Origin of the sequence: Homoserinibacter gongjuensis, from assembly GCF_030161875.1 — a bacterium.
Classification (GTDB): domain Bacteria; phylum Actinomycetota; class Actinomycetes; order Actinomycetales; family Microbacteriaceae; genus Homoserinibacter; species Homoserinibacter gongjuensis.
Genome location: NZ_BSVA01000001.1, coordinates 34,549 through 54,800, shown reverse-complemented (window position 1 = coordinate 54,800; position 20,252 = coordinate 34,549). Strand labels below are relative to the sequence as shown.

Here is a 20,252-nt window from a genome sequence, read left to right as displayed (position 1 = left end):
GCTCAGGCCCGGTGCCGCCCGCGGGCGAGGGTCTGGGTGAGCCGCCCGTCGTGCATCTCGAGCACGCGGTCGGCCGCGGCCACCATCTTCGGATCGTGCGTCGTCATGATCGCGGCGACCTTCTGATCGTGGACGAGCTCGGCGATGAGCATCATCATGGCGTCGGCCGTGCGGGAATCGAGCTGACCGGTCGGCTCGTCGGCGATGAGCACATCGGGGCGGTTGGCGAGGGCGCGGGCGAGCGCGACGCGCTGTTGCTGCCCGCCGGAGAGCTCCGCCGGGCGTTGGTTGGCATGGGCCTCGAGGCCGACGAGCTCGAGCAGCTCCGCCACGCGCGCGTCACGCTGCTCGGGCGGCGTCGCGAGCAGCCGCAGCGGCAGCTCGACGTTCTCGGCGGCGGAGAGGGCAGGCAGCAGGGCGAACGACTGGAAGACGTACGAGACGCGGCGTCGCCGCACATCGACGAGCTGCGCCTCGGATGCGGTGGTCAGGTCGATCTCGCCGAGCTGCACCCGGCCGGCGGTGGGGGTGTCGAGACCACCGAGCAGGTTGAGCAGGGTCGTCTTGCCCGACCCTGACGCCCCGCGCACGACGACGAGTTCACCGGAGTGCAGCTCGAGCGAGGCGTCGACGAGCGCGTGCACGGCCGTCTCGCCCGCCCCGTAGGTGCGCGTCAGCCCCTCGGCGCGCAACGCGGGCTGTGTCGGGTCGGTCATCGCGCATCCTCCTCGGTCGTCGGGTGCACCTGCACGTGGTCGTGTTCGAGCTCGAGCCGCACGCGGTCGCGCATGTCGAGCCGTTCGAGGTAGTCGTGCGGCAGCTGCAGCCGTCCGACGCGGTCGAGCACGGCGTACTCGCGTTCGATCTGGTGCTCGGTGCCGCTCTCGTCGGTGCGGGTGTGGCGCAGCACCTCGGTCGAGGTGCGCCCGTCGCGGATCTGCACCGTGCGCCGCACATGCTGCGACACGGTGTCGTCGTGGGTGACGATCAGCACTGTCACGCCGAGGCGCTCGTTGATGTCGCGCAGGGTTTCGAGCACGAGCACCGAGTTGGCCTCGTCGAGCTCGCCCGTCGGCTCGTCGGCCAGCAGCACCTCGGGCTCGTTGGCGAGCGCGACGGCGATCGCCACGCGCTGCTGCTGGCCCCCGACATCTCGGCGGGCCGGCGGTCGCGCACCTCGGCGATGCCGAGCAGCCCGAGCAGTTCGTCGACCCGCTCGGCGCGACCGCGGCGCGGACGGTGGGCGAGCGCGAGCGCGAGGGCGATGTTCTGCGCCGCCGTGTAGTACGGCAGCAGGTTGCGGGCCGTCTGCTGGAACACGAAGCCGACGGTCTCGCGGCGGTAGCGCGTGCGCTCGCGACCCGTCATGGTGAGCAGGTCGTGGTCGGCCACCTGGGCGCGGCCTGCGGTGGGCGTGTCGAGCCCCGAGAGGATGCCGAGCAGCGTCGACTTGCCGGAGCCGGAGGCCCCGACGATGGCGGTCAGCTCACCCTTCTCAACGTCGAGCGTGAGGCCCTGAAGGGCCTGCACCTCGACGCCGACGGCGGTGTAGATGCGCACCAGGTCGGCGCATCGGATCTGCGCGGTCATTCGGCTCCCATCTTGATGCTGCTCACGGGGCTCATCCGGCGAGCGATCGCGGCCGTGACGAAACCCGCCACGAGCACGACGACGGTGAAGACGGCGATCACGCCGGCGACCCACAGCGGGTCGAGAACGGGGGCGACGGCATCGGTCGTGCCGAGGAACGGCCGCAGGTCGAGCGCACCGAGAACGAGCTGCAACTCGGCGGCGCCGACGACCGCGCCCACCGCGATCGCGACGATCGCGAGAGGGGCGAGCTCCCATCCGACGAGCGCCCCGAGCTGACGCGGCGAGAAGCCGAGCACGCGCGCGACTCCCAGCAGGCGGTTGCGGGGTTCGGATGCCGCGATCGAGCCGAGCACGACGGCGAGCGCGCCGAGCAGGGTGGCGACGATCGCGGCGAGCAGCAGCATGACGGTGAGTCCCGTCATGACGGGCTGCTGGGTGAGCGAGAGGAACGTCTCGTTGTCGGCGGAGGGCAGCAGCAGTGCCTGCGCGATCGCCGCACGGATCGTCGTGGCGATGCCCGTCGAGAACACCGAGATCGACACCCCCACGAGGAGGAGAAGCCGGTGGCGAACCCCAGCGCGGGAGTGCGCACCGCGCGCGCGGCCCCGAGCAGGGGAACGGCGTGCGCGGTCGTGCGCGCGATGCGGTGCACGAGCAGCAGGAGCGCGGGGTAGATGCGCAACGCGATGACGCATCCGGCGATCGCCAGCAGCAGGGGCACGGCGGCCAGCAGCGGGTCGATGCCCACCTCGGCGGATGCCTCGGCGAACCCGCGTCGGAACAGCAGGAAGACGGCGAGGGCCGCGAGGCCCACCGCCGCGACCTCGACGACCCAGCGCACGCCGCTGCGGGACCGCAGGGAGACATCCGTGCGCTCGCCGCGGCCCAGGCGCGTGGGGGTGAGAGCGGCGAGCAGCACGGCGGGAGCGAGCCCGAACACGATCGCGAGTGCGAGCCCCGCCGCGGTGAAGTCCCCCGGGAAGAGCAGCCTCGTGGCGAGGTAGGCGATCCCGGCGGCGGGCAGGCCGATGAGCAGCCCCTCGATCGCCATCGCCGTGCGCAGCTGCCGACCGGAGGCGCCGCGCGCCGACGCGAGCGCGAGGGCGGGCCGTCGCCGGGTGAGCACCGCTTGCGCCGCCTGCGCGTCGACGGCGAAGACGACACCCAGCGGCCCGGCTGCCACGAGGGCGAGCAGCGCGAGCACGAACTGCATCCGTGCGGATGCCACCTCGAGGGCATGCGGCAGATCGCTCGTGAGCGTGAGCTCGGTCTGGGAGATGACGACGCGCCCGTAGGACGGGGTGTCGTGGAATGCCCGGACGATCTCGCTCGCGTTGGCGGCCGTCACGGTGCCGACCCGCGATGGCCACCAGGCAGTGACGCTCGCCGAGTTGAACCATGTGGAGAGACCCTGCACGGTGCCCGGGTCGACATACAGCGACGCCGTGACGGAATAGCCCGGTGGGGGCGTCACGATGGGCGCGCCCAGCAGCGGAGCGTGGGCCCAGTAGCCTGCGTCGGCGTCGAGTGGCTCGTAGACCGCCGCGATCTCGAGTCGTTCGCCGTTGTAGTCGAGCAGGTCGCCCAGGGCGACTCCCGCGTTCTTCACGAAGCCGGCGGAGACGGCGACAGGCACCGGCGGGCGCGGTTCGTCGCGGGAGCCGAGCGTGCCGCTCCACGCCTCCGGGGCGCTTCCCTCGACGATGCGCACGCGCTGCTGCCACGCAGGGTCGATCGCGAGGTTCACCGAGATCGACGGCGCCCCCGGGGCGGGGTCCTCCGGGTTCGCGGTGAACAGGCGCGTCACCCCCACCCACTCGCCCGCACCGAGCACGCTCTCGAGCGGCTCGCCGTATTGGCGCGGGAAGATCTCGACCTGGTCGGTGATGTCGGCGATCGTGTTGGTCGCGGTGACCAGCTCGGCGAAGCGGGGCCCGAGGGCCCCGATGCCGTGAGGTCACGGCGCGCCGTCGAGAGCTCGGATGCCGCATGCTGCAACTGCGCCGTCGTGAGGGCCGCGAGGGCGCTCGGCACGGCCGCCGCGACGAACACCGTGACGGCGACGAGCGTTGCCGTGAGCGCCGCGGCCCCGAGTCCGGAACGGAGGTGCGCGCGCAGCAGCCCGGCGGTGGAGAGCGCGCTCATCTGGCATCCTCCGGAACGCGGGCGATGCGGCCCTGCCGTGTCACGAGCGCCCCGTAGCCGGCGACGAAGGCGAGCACGAGGGCCGCGAAGCAGACGAGGGCGCCCCCGAGCAGCGGGATGTCGAGGGCGACCTCGGTGGGGATGCCCAGATAGGAGCCCGGCACGGCGGCGCGCACGAAGACGGCGATCACGACGATCACCACGAGGGCGCCCGCCACGAGGCCTGCGAGCGCGCCGAATCCCACGACCGCGAGCAGCTCGCGCCGCCGCAGGGCACCCTGCTGGCGGGCCGAGAACCCGAGCGCGCGCAGCACGGCCGTCTCGTCACGACGCGAGCGCAATTGGGCGCCGACCACGGCGCCGAGCGCGGCGAGCGCGAGCACGACCGAGCCGATCGCCGTCACCCACAGCACGAGCGACGAGGTCGCGAGCATCTCGCCCAGCGGATCGTGCGAGGCCACCTCGGCGCGCACGGAGCCGTCGAGGGCCGCGACGATCGCGCGTCCCGCAGCCGCGGGGTCCTGCGCCCCGATCCAGGCGAGCTCGGCGGGTGCCGGCTGCACCTCGCTGCGCAACAGCTCGAGTTCGAGAGCGCGGGCATCGATCAGCACCGCGTCGCTGCGGTCGGACCCCGGGATGCCGTCGACGATCGCCGAGATCGTCACGCGCAGGTTCACGTTCCGCAGCGGCAGGCTCAGCTCGGAGCCGATCCCGGCGCTCATCGTCTCGGCGAGCACCCGCGAGACCACGACGCGAGCTGCGGCCACTCCCGTCGGCGTCAGGAGCCGTGCGGAGGTGCCGGGGTCGACGACCGCGCCGCTCGTGCCGACCGCGATGAGCGGCACGCGCTCGGCGATCTCGACGCCGCGCCAGCCGACGAGCTCGACGGGCGTGCCGTCGACCGCTGCCGTGGCGAGGCTCACCTGGATGCCGTCGGGCTCGTCGTCCTTGTCGGGCACGAACGGCACGGTGAGGTCGATGGCGACGATCCGCCAGGCGGCGCCTGAGGGGCCGCAGGCAGGGGCGCCGTGTAGCTGTCGCCGGCATCGGCCGTGGCCGCGGATCGGCGCAGCACACCGTCGTCGGTCTGCACCCAGACCGCCACGTCGTCCAGCACGAGCGGCTGGTCCGGCACGAGCCGAAGGGTGAGGGCGTGCCCGCCGCTGGGCAGCAGTGCGCCGAGCGGGTCGACGCGGATGCCGTCGGCGAGCGCCGCGGGATCGATCGTGCCGTCTCCGGCCAGCGTGAGGTCGCCCACCGCCTCGGCGGATACCCCGAGGAGGCGCACGTCGGCATCTCCCATGTCGAGCGTGTCGGAGGCCACCGCGGCGAGCCGCGTCACGCCCACGACCCCCGAGAGCGCGGTGAGCTGGCTCTCGCTGAAGCCCGAGGGGCCAGCGTCCACGCGCAGCTCGCTTCCCGAGCGGAGCGCATGAGACTGGGCTTGGGAGCGCTCCACGACCCGGCGAAGCCGGCCGCGATGATGAGCTGCGATGCCGCGAGGGCGACGAGCGCGATGGGGGTCGCCGCGAGCGCGAGGCGGCGCGCCACGCTGCGGGCCGCGAGCACGCCCGTCTGCGGACGGCGGGCGACCCCACGCTCGGCGAGCGACGCGATGCGCGGGAACAGCAGCAGTGCGCCCAGCACGAGCGAGACGACGACGAGGGCCGGGGCGCTCACGGCGATCGCGTCGACTGAGCTGCCCCCGCCGCGTCGGGGGTGACGGGAGAGCCGTAGAGCCGCAACTGCCAGGTGGCGAGCACCGCGCCGAGCACCACGAGCACCGCGACGCCCGCGCCCGCGATCCGTTGACCCCGCCCGGCGCGTGCCGGATCGTCGGGGCGGGAGGCGCGGCGGGTGCCGAGGAAGGACTGCACCGCGACCGCGAGCACGGCGGCCGCCGCGACTCCTGCCGGGATCGCCCACCAACTCGCACCCAGCCGTGCGAACCCGTTCGGATCGCCGAGAGCCACCAGGGCCGCCGCGGCGCCGGCCCCGATGCCGACGCCGAGCAGCGCGGTGAACGCCGTCTCGGCGGCAGTCGCGACGGCCACTTCGCGCGGCGTCGCCCCCGGGCCCACAGCAGACCGAGTTCGCGGGTGCGCACCTCGGTGAGCAGGCGGCCGAGCTCGATGAACGTCACGAGTGCGATCATCGCGACGAGCAGCAGCGACGCCGGACCGATCGCGTCGAGCGCGCGCACGTTCCGGTCGAGTTCGCGCGCCGTGAGGGCGAAGTGGCCGCTCTTCTCGAAGCTCCGACCGACTCCGAGCCCCTTGACGCCGGCCTCGATGCCCTCCCAGGCCACCACGACGGGCGCGAGGTCGGCGGCCTCGAGGTCGGTGCCCGGCACGATCGTCCAGACGTCGCGGCGTTCCTCGGCGAGACTCGGCCAGACGGCGTCGTCGACGATGAGCAGCCCGAACGACGGCAGGCGTGCGTCGTCGGTGCCGCGGATGGTGAGCGCATCGCCGACCCAGCGCGCCGCGAGGCCGTCGGTGACGCGCCAGATGCCCACGAGCGTGAGCTCGCGTCCGGCCAGCTCGAGGCGGTCGCCGACCGCGAGTCCCAGAGCGGCCGCGGCGTCGGCCTGCAGCGTGGCCTCGTCCGCGCCGTCGCCCCAGGCGCCCGCGACGAGCGTCGCCGCGGATGCGAGATCGGGGATGGTCGCCGCGACGATGCTCGCCGTCGCATCCTCTCCTCGAGCCCCGTCGTGTCGAGGCGCTCCACGGGCACCCCGAGCGTCGTGCGCACCTCGTGCTGCACGCTCACCGGGATCGGCGCGCCGTCGCGCTGGAACGCGTCGGCGAGCAGCCCGCGCACCGCGGCATCCGCGGCCGTCTCCTCGGTCGTGAGCAGCAGCGACAGGCGCAGTGCCGCGTCCTCGCCCGTGTGCGTCGCCAGCTCGCCGCGCACGCCCGCGGCCGCGGCGCGGTCGATGAGGGCGAGCACACCGAGCGCAAGACCGCTGACGATCGCCGCGACCACGAGCAGGGAGCCGAACACGCCCGCGTGCTGCCGCATCCGGGTGAGAGAGAACAGATCGGCCTCCGGGTTCGGGATGCGGTGGGGCGTTCGCGTCAGAGTAGCGCCATGCGCGGTCGCGGCGCGACGCGACACCGCAATGTGTCGATCGATGACCGGTCATCGGCGTCCCACGTGCGGGTTAGCCTGGACGACGGTGCCGGTTCGGCGCACGTTGACCTCGGGAGGACGAGCGATGACCGACGCCCCCGCATGCGCGTGCCGGTCGGCGCGCGCCTGCGGGGCACCTTCGCCGACCCCGTGCTGCGCTCGCTCACGATCGCGACGCTCATCAGCACCGTCGGCCGCGGGGTCGCGCTCACGCTCGTCGTGCTCTACCTCTCGCTCATCGCGCGGCTGCCGGCCGAGCAGGTTGCGCTCGTGTTCGCCGTCGGCTCGGGCGTCGGTGTCGCGGCGTCGTACTTCGGCGGGCACCTGGCCGACACGATCTCGGCGCGTGCGCTGCTCGTGGGCGGTGTCGTGCTCGCCGGGCTCGCGCTGGCCTCCTACGCCTTCGTCACCGAGTTCTGGGCGGCGATCGTCGCCGAGGCGCTCATCTCCATCGCCCTCGGCACCAACGGCTCGGTGCGCTCGGCGATCATCGCGCGCGCCTTCGACCCCGAGAGCCGCGTGACCAATCGCGCGGTGCTGCGCACCGTCACCAACATCGGCATCTCCGTCGGCACCGGCGTGGGAGCGATCGCGCTCGCCCTCGGAACCCCGAGGCGTATCGCGTGATCCTCGTGGTGGGTGGCCTCGCCTACGCGAGCAGCGCGGTGCTGCTGCTGCGCCTGCCGTCGAGCGTCGACGCACCCCGCCGGGCGCGCGGGGACGACGCGGATGCCGAGGCCGCCCCCGAGGTCGGCCGCAGCCCGTGGCGCGACCCGCGCTACCTGGCCTTCTCGATCTTCGCGGCGGTCTTCGCCATCCAGTTCGTGGTGCTCAACATCGGCATCCCCCTGTGGGTCGCCCACGACACCACGGCACCCGAGTACCTCGTCTCGATCATGTTCATCGTCAACACCGTGCTCGTGATCGCCCTGCAGGTGCCGCTCTCGCGGGGCACCCACGACCTGCGGCGCGCGGGCAACGTGACGGCGGTCGCGGGCGTGCTCATGGCCCTCGGCTGCGTGCTCTACGGGGCCTCGGCCGGCATCCCGGTGCTGGGTGCCGTGGTGCTGCTCATCGCGGCCTCCGTGCTGCACGCGCTCTCCGAGGTGCTCTCGCAGGCCGGGGCGTGGGGGCTCAGCTACGAGCTCGCCGACGCGCGACGCCCGGGCGCCTACCAGGGCATGTACTCGATGGCGTTCGCGCTGGCCTCGATGGTGGGCCCGCTCATCATCACGTGGACCGCGATCAGCCTCGGGCTCCTCGGCTGGTTCCTGCTCGCCGCGATGTTCCTGCTCGCCGCCGCCGGGGTGACGATCATCGCCCACCGCGCGGCGCGCGCCGGCTGAACCGGCGTCAGGAGTTCTCGGCGCGTCCGTGCCGCCAGTAGCCCATGAAGGCGACGGCTCGCCGATCCACGCCGAGCTCCTTCACGAGGTGACGGCGGATGCGGGTGATCGCCCCCGCCTCACCCGCGAGCCACGCATACAGCGGCGCACTCGCGAGCGCCGCCCCGCCGCGGGCGCTGCGCGGCACCTCCCAGAGCAGCTCGTGATCGATGTCGATCGGCTCGGGCTCGACCCCCGGATGCGCCTCGACGAGCTCGGTCGCGATGCGCGCGACGTGCTCCACGAGCAGCTCGCCGTGCCCGGTTCCCTCGCGGGTGAGCGCGTGCACGGTGAAGCCCGGATGCCGGGGCAGGTAGTCGGCGTCGCCCGCGCGCGGCAGCTCCACGACGGCGGTGCCACGCGCATCCGCCGGCAGCTGCTCGAGGATCCGCGCGATCGCCGGGGCCGCGGTCTCGTCGCCCGCGAGCAGGTGGTGAGCCGTGCGCGCCGGGGGCACGAAGTCGACGCCGCCGTGCGGACCCGGGTGCGCGGCGTGCGGCCCGAGCACGAGCAGCTCGTCACCGAGGGCCGCGTCCGTGGCCCAGCGCGCGGCCGGGCCGTCCGGGCCGTGCAGAGCGAAGTCCACGAGCAGGGCCCCGTCGTCGACGCCGCGCACGGTGTAGGTGCGGAACGGCGGCCGTTCGTGCTGCGGGAGCGCGCGCCACGCGGCATACCAGTCGGGATCCGTCGGCATGCGCTCGATGCCCTGTGGGCTCGGCGGCACGAGCTTGATGCGCTGATCGAAGCCCGGGTCGGCGAGCACGCCCGGCTCGTCGGGGCGCAACACGAACCGCCGGAAGGTGGGGGAGACATCCACGATGCGCTCGACGGCCACGCGGGCGAAGACCCAGGGCTCGCTCGCGAGGCGGCGCGGGGTCACCACGGGGCCGGTCAGCACCGCTGCGGTCAGGGACTCAGGCGACATGATGCCTTCCGATCGGGACGACGAGGGGACTGCCCGACACCGGGTCGTCGATGACGTGGCTGCGGATGCCGAACACCTGCTGCACGAGCTCGGCGTCGAGCACCTCCGAGGGCGCTCCGCACGCGACGACGCGTCCCTCGCACATGGCGACGAGCTCGTCGGCGTAGCGCGCGGCGAGGTTGAGGTCGTGCAGCACCATGACGATCGTCGTGCCGCGCGTGCGTCCGAGCTCGGCGAGCAGATCGAGCACCTCGATCTGGTGGGCGACGTCGAGGAAGGTCGTGGGCTCGTCGAGCAGCAGGATGTCGGTCTGCTGCGCGAGCGCCATCGCGACCCACACGCGCTGACGTTGCCCGCCGGAGAGCTCGTCGACGCTGCGCTCGGCCAGGTCGGTGGCGTGGGTGGCCGTGAGTGCGTCGGCGACCGCCTCGTAGTCCTGGGCGTTCCAGCGCGCGAGCAGGCGCTGGTGCGGATGCCGCCCGCGGCCCACGAGGTCGGCCACCGTGATGCCGTCGGGCGCAAGCGGGCTCTGCGGCAGCAGGCCGACGACCCGCGCGACCTCCTTCGAGGCGCGCGAGCGGATCGGCTCGCCGTCGAGCAGGATGCGACCCTGCGCGGGCGCCATGAGCCGGGCGAGTGCGCGCAGCAGCGTCGACTTGCCGCATCCATTGGCCCCGACGATCGCGGTGATGCGGCCGGGCGAGATGTCGAGGTCGAGGTTCTCGACGACGGTGCGGTCGCCGTAGGAGAGCGTCACCTCGCGTGCCTCGAGGCGGTGGTCGAGCGTCACAGCGTGCCTCCGTGGCGGGCGGTGCGGGCGAGCAGGGAGATGAGGAACGGGGCGCCGAGGGCGCCCGTGACGACCCCACCGGAAAGCGGGTGTCGAAGGCGAACTGGCCCACGGCATCCGCGACGAGCACGAGCAGCGCGCCCACGAGACCCGCGGGCAGCAGCAGCGACGCACCCGGCCCGAGCAGGCGCCCCGCGATGGGGCCCGCCATGAAGGCCACGAAGGCGATGGGGCCGGTGGCGGCGGTGGCCATCGCGAGCAGGGCGACGGCACCCAGGATGAGCACGAGCCGCGCCAGGGGAACTCGCACGCCGAGCGCGGCCGCCGCGTCGTCGCCGAGGCGGAGCACACCGAGGTCGCGCGAGAGGCCGAACATGACGGGCAGCAGCACGAGGCTCGCGAGCGCGAGCGGGGCCACCCGCTCCCACGCCGCCCCGTTGAGGCTGCCCGCGAGCCACTGCATCGCGGCAGGCACATCCCAGTCGGAGGCGCGCGAGAGCACCCACGCCACGACGCTCTGCAGCATCGCCGCCACGCCGATGCCGATCAGGATGAGTCGGGCACCCGAGAAGCCACGGCGGAACGCGAGCAGATAGATCGCGAGCGCCGTGACGAGCCCGCCCGCGAGGGCGAGGGCCGAAACGGCCGTATCGCCGAGCGACAGCACGACGATGCCGACGACGGCCGCGGCGCTCGCGCCCCAGGTGATGCCGATGATGTCGGGCGAGGCGAGCGGGTTGCGCAGCATGGTCTGGAAGGTCACCCCCGCGACCCCGAAGGCGAAGCCGGCGAGGATCCCGAGCGAGGCACGCGGCAGACGCAGCTCGCCCACCGTGAACGAGGCTCCGGGCACCTGCTGGCCGAGGATCACCCGGATCACGTCCTCGGGCCCGTAGAAGGTCTTGCCGATCATGAGCGTGACGGCGAAGGCCGCCGCGACGAGCACCGCGAGGGCTGCGACCCGCACGGCGCGGCGCCGGGCACGGCGTCGACGGCCGGCGGCGAGCTCGCCCGGGGTGTGCGGGGCGAGGGATGCCGTAGCCAGGGTCGCGGTGCTCACAGCTCACGCATCTTCCGGCGGCGCACGAGCGCGATGAAGACCGGTGCGCCGATGAGGGCCGTGACGATCCCCACCTCGACCTCGTCCGGGCGCGCGATGACGCGCCCCACGACATCCGCTGCGGTCAGCAGCCCCGCACCGACGACGGCGGTGACGGGCAGCAGCCAGCGGTGGTCGGTGCCGACCAGCAGCCGGCAGAGGTGCGGCACGATGAGGCCGACGAAGCCGATGGGGCCTGCGATCGCGGTGGCCGCACCGCACAGGATGAGGGCACCCGCCGCCGAGACGATGCGGGTGCGCGCGACGTTCTCGCCGAGGCCGACGGCGATGTCGTCGCCGAGGGCGAGCGAGTTCATGCCGCGCGCGCACACGTGCACGAGGATGGCGCCGAGCACGAGCGCGGGCAGCACGAGCAGGATGCGATCCCAGACCGCACCGCCGACGCCCCCGATCTGCCAGAACCGGAAGCTCGTGAGCGACTGCGCGCGGGGCAGCATGATGGCGCTCACGAGCGAGCCGAGCGCTGCCGCGGTGGCGGCACCGGCGAGCGCGAGCTTGAGCGGAGTCGCGCCGTCGCGGCCGAGCGAGCCGATCGCGTAGACGAGCACTCCGGTGGCGCTCGATCCGACGATCGCCACCACGAGCGTCGCCACCGGGTCGGCCATGCCGAAGAACGCGATGCCGCACACGACCGCGAGCGAGGCGCCCATCGAGAGACCCAGGATGCCGGGGTCGGCGAGCGGATTGCGGGTGACGGCCTGCAGGGTCGCTCCCGAGAGCGCGAGTGCGGCGCCGACGAGCAGGGCGAGCACGGTGCGCGGGATGCGTGCGGTCACCGCCGCGGCGCCGATGCTCGAGCTGTCGCCGGTGAGGGCGGCGAGCACCTCCTCGACCGAGACGGTGCGGGTGCCGATCGCGAGCGAGGCGATGCTGAGGGCGAGCAGCGCGACGAGCGCGACGATGAGCCAGGTGACACGGATCGCCGCCGGGCGCCGCAGGATCGCGACATCCGGCGGCGTGAGGGGCGCGGTGAAGACGCTCACCCGACCTGGGCGGCGAACAGCGCCAGGTAGTCGCCGATGTTGTAACCGATCGAGAGCGGCGAGGGGTTCGCGGCGGCGGCGAGCGGGGTCGAGTCCGGCAGGATCACGACGTGCCCGGCCGCGATCGCGGGGATCTTCGAGAGCAACGGGTCGGCCTGCATCCGCTCGACGAGGTCGCCGTCGGGATCTCCGTAGGTGACGAAGATGTCGACGTCGGCGAAGCGCTCGGCCTGCTCGGCGCTCACCGAGGTGTAGAAGGCGTCGCTTCCGGCCGACTCCTCTTGGACGATGCTCGGCTCGGGAAGGCCGAGACCCGCGAGGAAGCCGGGGCGGGTGTCGAGGGAGGTGTAGAAGCCGATCTGGCTGAAGTCCGAGGGGTCGATGAAGGAGAACAGGATCTTCTTGTCACGGATGACCGCGTTGGCCTCGAGGGCGGCGTCGATCTCACCGTGGAGCTCGTCGATGAACGCGTCGGCCTCGGCATCCAGCCCGAGCGCCTTCGCGTCGATGCGGATCATGTCCTCGAGCGAGGTGCCCCAGGCGACCTGGGGATAGGCGACGACCGGCGCGATCTTCGAGAGCGTGTCGTACTCCTCCTGGGTGAGACCGGAGTAGCCGGCGAGGATCACATCCGGTCGTGTGTCGTTGACCGCCTCGAAGTCGATGCCGTCGGTCTCGTCGAAGAGCACCGGGGTGTCGGCGCCGAGCTCGGCGAGCCTGTCCTCGACCCACGGCAGCACGCCGTCTCCGTCGTCGTCGCCCCAGCTGACCGCGGCCATGCCGACAGGCACGACTCCGAGTGCGAGCGGCACCTCCTGGTTCGACCACGACACGGTCGCGACCCGCACGGGCTTCTGCGAGATCGTCGTCTCGCCGAAGGCGTGCTCGATCGTCACCGGAAACGCCGCGTCGTCGCGGGGCCCCTCGGCCGCGGTGTCGGCGGTCGGGCCGGCGCATGCCGTCAAGGCGACCGCAGCGGCGAGAACGAGGGGAAGGCAGCGGAGCGCGCGCAACGAGGGTCCTTTCGAGTGGGAGGAGACCTCGAAGTGAGGTTAGGCAATCCTAACCACGTGCGGTGCCGCGCTGTCAACGTGGGGCGGTGATTCGAGACCGCTACCCGAGACCGCGCCGCACGAGCAGCGGCTCGAGCGCGGCGTCGCGCCCGCGGAAGTCGCGGAAGGCCTCGAGCGGATCGCGCGTGCCCGCGGCCTGCAGCAGCAGTCGACGGAACCGCTCGCCGTTCTCCCGGGTGAGACCGCCGTTCTCGCGGAACCACTCGACGGTGTCGGCGTCGAGCACCTCGCTCCAGATGTAGGAGTAGTAGCCCGCGTCGTAGCCGCCCGAGAACACGTGCGCGAAGTACGTGGTCGCGTAGCGCGGCGGCACGGCGTCATCCGCGAGCCCCGCCGCCGCAAGCGCGTTCCGCTCGAAGGTGGCGGCATCCGTCAGGGCCTCCGCCGCCTCGACGTCGAGCGTGTGCCACGCCTGATCGAGCAGCGCTGCCTGAAGGTACTCGCTCGTGCCGAAGCCCTGGCCGAACCGTTCGGCCTCGCGCAGCCGCTCGGCGATGGCCGGATCCAGCGGCTCGCCGGTCTCGTGGTGCCGTGCGTAATTCGCGAGCACCTCGGGCCACATGGCCCACATCTCGTTCACCTGGCTCGGGAACTCGACGAAATCGCGGAACACGTTGGTGCCGGCCAGGCTCGGATAGCGCGCGTGCGCGAACAGCCCGTGCAGCGCGTGCCCGAACTCGTGGAAGAAGGTCTCGACCTCGTCGAGCGTGAGCAGCGTCGGCTCGCCCGCGGCGGGACGCGGCACGTTGAGGTTGTTGGTGACGACCGCGGGCTGGTCGAGCAGCTCGTTGCGCGACACGAGCGAGTTCATCCACGCGCCCCCGCGCTTGGAGTCGCGCGTGTACAGGTCGAGCAGGTAGAGCCCCACAGGGCCGTCGTCGTCGCTCACCTCGAACACGCGCACCTCGTCGTTCCACCCGCGCAGCTCGGGTCGCTCGACGAAGCGCAGACCGTAGAGGCGCTCGGCCGCGAAGAACACGCCATCGTGCAGCACCCGTTCGGCCTCGAACCACGCGCGCAGGGCCGCGGTGTCGAGGTCGTAGCGCTCACGGCGCACGGCATCCGCGGCGAAGGCCCAATCGGATGCGGTGACGGGCGAGCCGAGACTCGCCGACAGCTCCTCGCGCTCCGCTGTGGCATTGCGGGCGGCGGCGGGCGCCAGGCGACCGAGCAGTTCGGCGACGGCGGCGGGGGAGCCGGCCGTCTCATCCGCGGTGACTGCCGAGGCGTGATCGCGGAAGCCCAGCAGCCGGGCCCGCTCGGCCCGTGCCCGCACGAGCTCGAGCACGAGTTCGCGATTGTCGAAGTCGCCCCCGCGGGTACCGCGAGAGCGCGACGCCTGCATGATGCGGGCGCGCGTCGCGGGCACCTCGATCGAGGCGAGCCAGGGGTGGCCGGTCGGCAGCACGAGGGTCACGAGCCAGCCCTCGAGCCCGCGCGCGGCGGCCGCCTCGAGGGCGGCCGAGAGTTCGGACGGCGCGAGGCCCGCGAGTTCGGCCGCATCCGTCACGTGCACCGCGAGTTCGTTCGTGTCGTTCAGCAGGTTCTTCTCGAAGCGCGTCATGAGGGTCGAGATCTGCTGGTTGAGCTCGCGCAGGCGCTCCTTCGCGGCGTCGTCGAGGGCCGCGCCCGCGAGCACCATCTCGATGTGCCGGCGCTCGACGAGGTAGCGCTGCTCGGCATCGAGGCTCTCGCGAGCGGCGTGCACGGCGTCGACGCGTGCGAAGAGCGCGGGGTCGAGCACGATCGCATCGTGGTGCGCGGCGAGCCGGGGCGCGAGCTCCTCCTCGAGTGCCTGGATGCCGTCGGTCGTGTCGGAGGACGCGAGCGTGAAGAACACGGTCGCCACCCGGTCGAGCACGCGGCCCGAGCGCTCGAGCGCTTCGATCGTGTTGGTGAAGTCGGGGGATGCCGCATCCGCGGTGATCGCGGCGACCTCGGCGAGTTGCTCGGTCATGCCGAGCTCGAACGCCTCCCGGAAGTGCTCCTCGCGCACGGCGGCGAAATCCGGCAACTGGAACGGGAGGGTGCTCTCGGCGAGGAAGGGATTGGTCACCTCGCCAGCCTAGATTGGCACCATGGAGCACTACACGCACGGGCACCACGAGAGCGTTCTGCGGTCGCACATCTGGCGCACCGCACTCAACTCCGCCGCCTACCTGCTGCCGCAGCTGCGACCCGGCATGTCGATCCTCGACGTCGGCGCGGGCCCCGGAACGATCACGGTCGACCTCGCCGAGCTCGTCGCGCCCGGCCGCGTGGTGGGGGTCGACGCCTCACCCGAGGTCGTGGAGCAGGCGCGCGCCCACGCCGCCGAGCGCGGGGTGACGAACGTCGAGTTCGTGGTGGCCGACGCCTATGCGCTCCCGTATGCCGACGGCGAGTTCGACGTGGTGCACGCGCATCAGGTGCTGCAGCACGTGGCGCGCCCCGTCGCGGCGCTCGCCGAGTGGCGCCGGGTGGTGGGCCCCGACGGGCTCGTCGCCGTGCGCGAGTGCGACTACGCGGGCGTGGTGCTGCATCCGCTCACCCTCGGCCTCGAGTCGTGGGAGCGGCTCTATCAGCGCGTGCACCGCAGCAACGGGGGCGAGCCGGATGCGGGGCGGCGGCTCAAGCAGTGGGCGCGCGCGGCGGGGTTCACCGAGGTGACCTCGACGGCATCCGTGTGGTGCTTCTCCGACGACGGCGAGCGCACCTGGTGGGGCGGCATGTGGCGCGACCGCGTGCTCGCCTCGGCCTTCGCCGACGACGCGATCGGCAAGGGCTTCGCGACGCGTGCCGACCTGCAGGCCATCAGCACGGCCTGGGCCCACTGGGCCGAGGACCCGAACGCCTGGATGGTGTTCCCGCACGGCGAGATCCTCGCGCGGGGGTAGTGCGGTGTCGAGGCGGTTGAGGAGCCGCGCAGCGGCGTCTCGAAAACCGCCGTCGGGAGCTCAGCCGCGCAGGATCGTGCCGTCGTCGAGCTCGGCGACGGGGCGGCCCTCGAGCCAGGTGAGGGTCCAGCGCATGCGGGCAGCATCCGCGGGATCGAGACGCGCCTCGACCTCGCGGATGCGGGCCACGAGCTCCTCGGGCAGGCGGGGCGGCACCGCGCCTCCCACCGGCCAGCGGGTTCCGAGCTGCATCAGCGCCTCATCTCGTAGGTGACCCAGCGCGTGCGGGTCGCGACCTTGTCGTACAGGGCTTGAGCCGTCTCGTTGGTGTCGGCCGTGATCCAGCGCAACGAACCACCGGTGCCCGCCGACAGCTCGGCGATGTGCTCGATGAGCGCGCGCCCGGCGCCGGCACCGCGCGCGGCGGGGTCGACGAAGAGGTCGTCGAGGTACCAGTCGCGGCCGCCCGAGAAGGTGTCGGGATGCGAGCGGTAGTGCGCGATGCCCACGACCTGCCCGTCATGCTCGGCCACGAGCGCGTCGATGCCCGAGCCCGGCTCGATCATGAGCGCCCAGACCCGCTCGAGCAGTTCGTTCGAGAACTCGGTCTCGTAGAAGACGCCGTAGGCGTGGAACAGCTCGCGCCAGCGCGCGGCGTCGCCCTCGGCGAGCGGACGGACGGTCGTGGGCATGGTCATCCCTCCGGCAGCTCGGCGAGCACGACGTCGCTCACCGCGACCTCGTCCGCTTCGGTCAGGTCCAGGCGCGCGATGCGTCCCACGGCCCGGAGGTCGTCGGCCGCCTCGGCGAGGATCGCGGGCCCCGCCAGCACAGCCGACGTGACGGGCGTCTTCTGCGAGGCCTTGGCATCCGTCTTGGCGCGGCGGATGCCGATGAGCGCCGCGCTCGTGGCCGCGAGCAGGCCGCGGGGCTCGGTGGCGGGCAGCTCCTCGACGGTCGGCCAGGCGGCGGTGTGCACGGAACCGTCGTGCGTCCAGCTCCACACCTCCTCCGTGGCGAAGGGGATCACGGGCGCAAGCAGTCGCAGCATGACGTCGATCGCAAGACGCAGCGCCGCGACGGCCGAGGCCTGAGCGGCTCCCTCGCCCGTGTAGGCGCGCTCCTTGACGAGTTCGAGGTAGTCGTCGCAGAAGGTCCAGAAGAACTGCTCGGTCACTTCGAGCGCGCGAGCGTGGTCGAAGGCCTCGTAGGCGCGCGTCGACTCCGTAACGACACGCGCGAGCTCGGCGAGCATGTCGAGGTCGAGAGGGTTCGTGATGGCGGTGGTTTCGAGACGCGTCGCTTCGCGACGCTCCTCAACCACCGGGGCGGGCGTCGCACCGGGGAACGAGTACACGAACTTCGCCGCGTTGAGCACCTTGATGGCGAGGCGGCGGCCGATCTTGATCTGCTTCGGGTTCTGCGGATCGAAGGCCGCATCCGTTCCGAGCTTCGACGACGCCGCCCAGTAGCGCACCGCATCCGAACCGTGCTCGTCGAGCAGGCCCTGCGGGGTCACGACGTTGCCCTTCGACTTCGACATCTTCTTGCGGTCGGGGTCGACGATGAAGCCCGAGATACCCGCGTGCCGCCACGGGGTCTGGCCGTGCTCGAGACGGGCGCGCAGCACGGTCGAGAAGAGCCAGGTGCGGATGATGTCCTGCCCCTGCGAGCGCAGTGCGTAGGGGAACACGAGGTCGAAGAGCTCCGGGTCGGTCTCCCAGCCGCCCGCGATCTGCGGGGTGAGGCTCGAGGTGGCCCAGGTGTCCATGATGTCGTGCTCGCCCACGAAGCCGCCGGGCACGCCGCGCCGGCTCTCGTCGTAGCCGGGGGCGGCATCCGACGAGGGGTCGACGGGCAGCTGATCCTCGGACGGCACGATCGGCTGCGAGCGAACCGGCTCGCCGTCGGCATCGAGCGGGTACCACACGGGGATCGGCACGCCGAAGAAGCGCTGGCGCGAGATGAGCCAGTCGCCGGTCAAGCCGCCCACCCAGTTCTCGTAGCGCACCCGCATGAAGTCGGGGTGGAACGCCAGCTCCTGCCCGGCCGCGAGCAGTTCGTCGCGCAGCTTCTCGTCGCGCGCGCCGTTGGTGATGTACCACTGGCGGGTCGAGACGATCTCGAGCGGCTTGTCGCCCTTCTCGAAGAACTTCACGGGGTGGGTGATCTTGCGCGGTTCGCCGATGAGGTCGCCCGACTCGGCGAGCAGCTCCACCATGCGGGCCTTGGCACTGAACACGGTCTTGCCCGCGAGCTCCGCGTAGGCGGCGCGCCCGGCATCCGTGAACAGCTCCTCGGCGGGCGCCTCGGCCAGGATGCGGCCGTCGAAGCCCAGGATGGTGCGGTTCGGCAGCCCGAGTTCGCGCCACCACACGACGTCGGTCACGTCGCCGAAGGTGCAGATCATGGCGATGCCGCTTCCTTGTCCTGCTGGGCGAGGTGGTGGGCGACCACGGGCACCTCGACGCCGAAGATGGGGGTCGTGACGGTCGTGCCGAAGAGCGGCTGGTAGCGCTCGTCGTCCGGATGCGCCACGAGAGCCACACAGGCCGGCAGCAGCTCGGGGCGGGTCGTCTCGATCTCGATCGTGCCGCCGTCTGCCTTGTGGAACGACACCCGGTGGTAGGCGGCCGGCTGCTCCTTGTCTTCGAGTTCGGCCTGGGCCACCGCGGTGCGGAACGTCACATCCCACAGCGTCGGCGCATCCGCCTGGTACGCCTCGCCGCGCGCGAGGTTGCGCAGGAACGCGCGCTGGGCGGCGCGCTGCGCCTCGTCGCCGATCGTGCGGTAGGTGAGCGACCAGTCGACCGAGAGGCCGAGGGTGCGCCAGAGCTCCTCGAACTGCACCTCGTCTTCGGCGGTGAGGCGCTCGCACAGCTCCACGAAGTTGCGGCGCGAGATGGGCAGCTGATCGGCAGCCTTGCCGGAGCTGCCCTCGCCGCCTTCCTGCGGCGGCACGAAATCGTGCACGTAGGGGAGGGAGGGGTCGCAGCGCACGCCGTAGTAGTTCTGCACGCGGCGCTCGGTGGGCAGGCCGTTGTCGTCCCAGCCCATCGGGAAGAACAGGTGCTTGCCGCGCATGCGCTGGAACCGGGCCATGAGGTCCATGTGCGTGTAGCTGAACACGTGCCCGATGTGCAGGCTGCCGGATGCCGTGGGCGGCGGGGTGTCGACGCTGAAGACCGCGGTCTTGCCGGCGGCGAGCGCGGCATCCCGATCGAATCGGAAGGTGCCCTCCGCGTCCCACACGTCCCGCCACTTCGCTTCGAGCCCTTCGAGTGCGGGCTTCTCAGGGATGGCTGACACGTCGGTCATCGCGGTACTCCGGTTCGATATATGCGGCACCGCGTCACGGGGTGCCTGAGTGTGGCAATCCCTGTGATCCTACCGGCGCGGATCAGATCTCGCGGATGATGAGCGTCTTCGACTCGTGGGTGCCGTCGGTGCGTTCGACGGTGATCGTGTAGCGCTGCTGTTGGCCGGGCTGGCCGCACTGGTAGTCGACGTCCATCGTGTAATTGAGGGGCAGATCACTCTCGTACGGATTCACACTTGCGTCGTCGGTACCGATGCCGAACCACAGAAGGTTGCCCGTTGCCGCCCAACTGAAGGTGACCGGCACGGAGGTGCCTCCCGCGGCCGTGCAGTCGACCTGCTCGGCGGATGCGGTGAAGGTCGCGATCGCGTCGGCCGGCGGCGGAGGCGGGGGTGGCTCCTCTGTCTCGGTCGGCGTCGGGGTCGGGGTGGGAGTCTCGGAGGAGCTCGCGGAGGGCGTCGGCGATTCGGTCGGTTCGGCGGTGGGCGCTTGCGACGTCGCGAGCCAGATGAGCAGCGCGATGAGCGCGAGCAGCAGCACGCCGCCCGCGATCGCGAGCCCGATGATGAGGCCGCGGCTCCGGCGCTCGTCGTCGCTCGTGCGTCCGCCGGGCGGCGGCGTGCCCGCGGGAGGCACGACGGCGGGTGGCACGGACGCGGCGGCGAACGCATCCGGCGAGGCGAAGCGCTCGGTGGGTGCATCGGCGAGGGGTGACGCGGCGGGCGGCGCCGGTTCGGGCGGCAGCGACTCCGGCCCGGACTCCGCTGGCACGAGCGGCTGCGTCGGCCCGGTGGGTGCCGCGTCCGGCTGACCCGACTCGCCCGGAGGCCGACCCCCGGGCGGCGGGAAGCCGTCGGGGTAACGCTGGGTGGGGGTGTCGTCGCTCATGGATGCTCCGCCCGCTCGGT

At 72.4% G+C, this 20,252-nt stretch carries 20 protein-coding genes and 3 pseudogenes; 3 read left to right on the top strand and 20 right to left on the bottom strand.

What is annotated here, in order from left to right; translation table 11 throughout:
* Window positions 1-2 precede the first annotated feature (2 nt).
* The 10 genes and pseudogenes from QQK29_RS00325 to QQK29_RS00280 all read right to left on the bottom strand — a co-directional run bounded on the left by QQK29_RS00325 (window position 3) and on the right by QQK29_RS00280 (window position 6,858).
* A complete protein-coding gene (locus QQK29_RS00325; RefSeq protein WP_284296837.1) occupies window positions 3-716 on the bottom strand; it encodes an ABC transporter ATP-binding protein in 714 nt (237 codons plus the stop codon).
* Window positions 713-1,590: pseudogene (locus QQK29_RS00320) on the bottom strand (ABC transporter ATP-binding protein). The gene QQK29_RS00325 and the pseudogene QQK29_RS00320 overlap by 4 nt, the downstream one beginning before the upstream one ends.
* Entirely contained in the window at window positions 1,587-2,129 is a 543-nt protein-coding gene (locus QQK29_RS00315) for an FtsX-like permease family protein (protein ID WP_284301861.1), read from the bottom strand. The pseudogene QQK29_RS00320 and the gene QQK29_RS00315 overlap by 4 nt, the downstream one beginning before the upstream one ends.
* Window positions 2,012-3,427, bottom strand: coding sequence for a hypothetical protein (locus tag QQK29_RS00310; RefSeq protein ID WP_284296835.1), 1,416 nt, complete (start codon window positions 3,425-3,427; stop codon window positions 2,012-2,014). The genes QQK29_RS00315 and QQK29_RS00310 overlap by 118 nt, the downstream gene beginning before the upstream one ends.
* Window positions 3,397-3,738 (bottom strand): hypothetical protein, encoded by a 342-nt coding sequence (locus tag QQK29_RS00305; RefSeq protein ID WP_284296833.1) that lies wholly within the window; start codon window positions 3,736-3,738, stop codon window positions 3,397-3,399. Before QQK29_RS00305 ends, QQK29_RS00310 begins: the two co-directional genes overlap by 31 nt.
* On the bottom strand, window positions 3,735-4,697 hold the full coding sequence (locus QQK29_RS00300) for an FtsX-like permease family protein (protein WP_284296831.1): 963 nt from the start codon (window positions 4,695-4,697) through the stop codon (window positions 3,735-3,737). The genes QQK29_RS00305 and QQK29_RS00300 overlap by 4 nt, the downstream gene beginning before the upstream one ends.
* Window positions 4,658-5,143: a hypothetical protein gene (locus QQK29_RS00295; protein ID WP_284296829.1), complete on the bottom strand. Its 486-nt coding sequence runs from the start codon at window positions 5,141-5,143 to the stop codon at window positions 4,658-4,660. Before QQK29_RS00295 ends, QQK29_RS00300 begins: the two co-directional genes overlap by 40 nt.
* On the bottom strand, window positions 5,077-5,418 hold the full coding sequence (locus QQK29_RS00290) for a hypothetical protein (protein WP_284296827.1): 342 nt from the start codon (window positions 5,416-5,418) through the stop codon (window positions 5,077-5,079). The genes QQK29_RS00295 and QQK29_RS00290 overlap by 67 nt, the downstream gene beginning before the upstream one ends.
* Window positions 5,415-5,792, bottom strand: coding sequence for a hypothetical protein (locus QQK29_RS00285; RefSeq protein ID WP_284296825.1), 378 nt, complete (start codon window positions 5,790-5,792; stop codon window positions 5,415-5,417). Before QQK29_RS00285 ends, QQK29_RS00290 begins: the two co-directional genes overlap by 4 nt.
* Window positions 5,793-5,889: 97 nt before the next feature.
* Window positions 5,890-6,858, bottom strand: coding sequence for a hypothetical protein (locus QQK29_RS00280; protein WP_284296823.1), 969 nt, complete (start codon window positions 6,856-6,858; stop codon window positions 5,890-5,892).
* 117 nt (window positions 6,859-6,975) lie between these two features.
* Here QQK29_RS00280 and QQK29_RS00275 point away from each other — a divergent pair, with 117 nt between their 5' ends.
* Both QQK29_RS00275 and QQK29_RS00270 read left to right on the top strand, forming a co-directional pair.
* Entirely contained in the window at window positions 6,976-7,500 is a 525-nt protein-coding gene (locus tag QQK29_RS00275; RefSeq protein ID WP_284296820.1) for an MFS transporter, read from the top strand.
* A complete protein-coding gene (locus tag QQK29_RS00270; protein ID WP_284296818.1) occupies window positions 7,497-8,219 on the top strand; it encodes an MFS transporter in 723 nt (240 codons plus the stop codon). The genes QQK29_RS00275 and QQK29_RS00270 overlap by 4 nt, the downstream gene beginning before the upstream one ends.
* A 7-nt stretch (window positions 8,220-8,226) precedes the next feature.
* Here QQK29_RS00270 and QQK29_RS00265 read toward each other — a convergent pair whose 3' ends face one another.
* From QQK29_RS00265 to QQK29_RS00240, 6 genes and pseudogenes are all read right to left on the bottom strand, one after another.
* Entirely contained in the window at window positions 8,227-9,183 is a 957-nt protein-coding gene (locus QQK29_RS00265) for a siderophore-interacting protein (protein ID WP_284296816.1), read from the bottom strand.
* Complete coding sequence (locus QQK29_RS00260; RefSeq protein ID WP_284296814.1) at window positions 9,173-9,973, bottom strand: ABC transporter ATP-binding protein; 801 nt, start codon at window positions 9,971-9,973, stop codon at window positions 9,173-9,175. The genes QQK29_RS00265 and QQK29_RS00260 overlap by 11 nt, the downstream gene beginning before the upstream one ends.
* Window positions 9,970-11,033 (bottom strand): annotated as a pseudogene (locus QQK29_RS00255) (FecCD family ABC transporter permease). Before QQK29_RS00255 ends, QQK29_RS00260 begins: the two are co-directional and overlap by 4 nt.
* The gene (locus QQK29_RS00250; protein ID WP_284296812.1) at window positions 11,030-12,076 is read right to left on the bottom strand and encodes a FecCD family ABC transporter permease; all 1,047 of its coding nucleotides are present in this window, start codon (window positions 12,074-12,076) and stop codon (window positions 11,030-11,032) included. Before QQK29_RS00250 ends, QQK29_RS00255 begins: the two are co-directional and overlap by 4 nt.
* Window positions 12,073-13,089 carry an iron-siderophore ABC transporter substrate-binding protein gene (locus tag QQK29_RS00245; RefSeq protein ID WP_284296810.1) on the bottom strand — a complete coding sequence of 339 codons (1,017 nt, stop codon included), beginning with the start codon at window positions 13,087-13,089 and terminating at the stop codon, window positions 12,073-12,075. The genes QQK29_RS00250 and QQK29_RS00245 overlap by 4 nt, the downstream gene beginning before the upstream one ends.
* 100 nt (window positions 13,090-13,189) lie before the next feature.
* Window positions 13,190-15,205: a M3 family metallopeptidase gene (locus QQK29_RS00240; RefSeq protein WP_284296807.1), complete on the bottom strand. Its 2,016-nt coding sequence runs from the start codon at window positions 15,203-15,205 to the stop codon at window positions 13,190-13,192.
* Between the two features lie 22 nt (window positions 15,206-15,227).
* Here QQK29_RS00240 and QQK29_RS00235 point away from each other — a divergent pair, with 22 nt between their 5' ends.
* Window positions 15,228-16,025, top strand: coding sequence for a class I SAM-dependent methyltransferase (locus QQK29_RS00235; RefSeq protein ID WP_284296805.1), 798 nt, complete (start codon window positions 15,228-15,230; stop codon window positions 16,023-16,025).
* A 60-nt stretch (window positions 16,026-16,085) separates the two neighbouring features.
* Here the strand turns inward: QQK29_RS00235 and QQK29_RS00230 are convergent, their stop codons facing one another.
* From QQK29_RS00230 to QQK29_RS00215, 4 genes and pseudogenes are all read right to left on the bottom strand, one after another.
* Window positions 16,086-16,277 (bottom strand): hypothetical protein, encoded by a 192-nt coding sequence (locus QQK29_RS00230; protein WP_284296803.1) that lies wholly within the window; start codon window positions 16,275-16,277, stop codon window positions 16,086-16,088.
* Window positions 16,277-16,717, bottom strand: coding sequence for a GNAT family N-acetyltransferase (locus tag QQK29_RS00225; RefSeq protein WP_284296801.1), 441 nt, complete (start codon window positions 16,715-16,717; stop codon window positions 16,277-16,279). Before QQK29_RS00225 ends, QQK29_RS00230 begins: the two co-directional genes overlap by 1 nt.
* Before the next feature lie 2 nt (window positions 16,718-16,719).
* Window positions 16,720-19,343: pseudogene (gene valS / locus QQK29_RS00220) on the bottom strand (valine--tRNA ligase).
* 82 nt (window positions 19,344-19,425) lie between these two features.
* Complete coding sequence (locus tag QQK29_RS00215) at window positions 19,426-20,232, bottom strand: hypothetical protein (protein ID WP_284296799.1); 807 nt, start codon at window positions 20,230-20,232, stop codon at window positions 19,426-19,428.
* Window positions 20,233-20,252: the final 20 nt, after the last annotated feature.